Below are 345 nucleotides of genomic sequence, written 5' to 3' on the forward strand. Positions count from 1 at the left end.
ATTGATGTGCTCGATGACGGTTCTGAGTTTGCCTAACCGCCTGTTCGCCTCTTTATCCTGTTTGTTCGGCGGATGATGTTTGGATTTCTTTTTCGGGGTCTGTAATCCGGTTTTAGCCAATCCTTGATAACCCTATCCGCAATGACTATTTTGCAGGGATAAAGCTCTGCAAGGTGCTTCTTGGCTAAACGCATGTCATGCTGAGCACCCATCCCCGTCCGGATACTGATGATTTTTTCAGTTTCTCTGCCGTATATGACTTGGATTTTAACCGTGTGTCGCTTTTTCTTGCCGCTGTAATACTGCCGCTGTTTTTTTGGGACGTTCAATCGGGCTTTCGGTAAC

At 46.4% G+C, this 345-nt stretch carries 1 pseudogene; it reads right to left on the reverse strand.

The features are described from left to right. Positions 1 to 345, reverse strand: a pseudogene (locus tag MB824_RS06170) (transposase family protein); the annotation flags it as partial.

The organism is Kingella pumchi (genome assembly GCF_022288825.1).
GTDB classification, from domain to species: Bacteria; Pseudomonadota; Gammaproteobacteria; order Burkholderiales; family Neisseriaceae; genus Kingella_D; species Kingella_D pumchi.